The organism is Hymenobacter sp. B1770 (genome assembly GCF_049896385.1).
GTDB lineage: Bacteria > Bacteroidota > Bacteroidia > Cytophagales > Hymenobacteraceae > Hymenobacter.
Map to the genome: position 1 here is coordinate 1 of NZ_JAFCUF010000083.1, position 606 is coordinate 606.

The window sequence follows — 606 nt, forward strand, 5'->3', positions numbered from 1 at the left end:
TTTTGATGACGAAAAGAATGACAAAAAGTGCATAGTTTAGCCCGTTAGGTTAAAAATAAAATTTGAGAAAAGCGGTGCAAAAAAAAATTAACGTTGCCGATGAATTGCCGGGCTTAACAATGTCGTAATTTTGCATCATGCTTCAACCAAAAAACTTGTTGATGAAGCGCGGGACCCTGCTCGGCAAGGAACCGCGAGTGGCCCGGAAGGTCTTCGCCACCATCGGTTCTCCCGATTTTGCCACTGGTATTTCCGTTTTTTTTTAGTATTGCCCCGCCACCGTTTCGGATTCCGAAACGGTTTTTTTATGTCCATTGAGTTCGCCTGCTGCCGCCCCGCAGCCAATGCATAACTCAACCTCAACACCCATACCCCCCATGGATGCCAACACCCTCTCCCCAACCGTGGCTGCTGCCACCATCGCCCCGGCCCACACTGGCAGTTGCAGCCTTAGCACCGACCCCAAGCGCATGGCGGTCATCAAAGAATGGTTGTTGTTAAACAAATAGGGTAAAACCTCCGACTCGTAAGTACTGACTACCTATTCATTTTCCTCAATTCCGGTATGGCACGCAAAGACCTGCTCGACATCGCATCCCTTCACCG

General features: G+C 49.3%; 1 protein-coding gene. It reads left to right on the forward strand.

Translation table 11 applies throughout. The features are described from left to right. Window positions 1–377 precede the first annotated feature (377 nt). A complete protein-coding gene (locus tag ACP7AJ_RS21585; protein WP_426062307.1) occupies window positions 378–509 on the forward strand; it encodes a hypothetical protein in 132 nt (43 codons plus the stop codon). Window positions 510–606 lie beyond the last annotated feature (97 nt).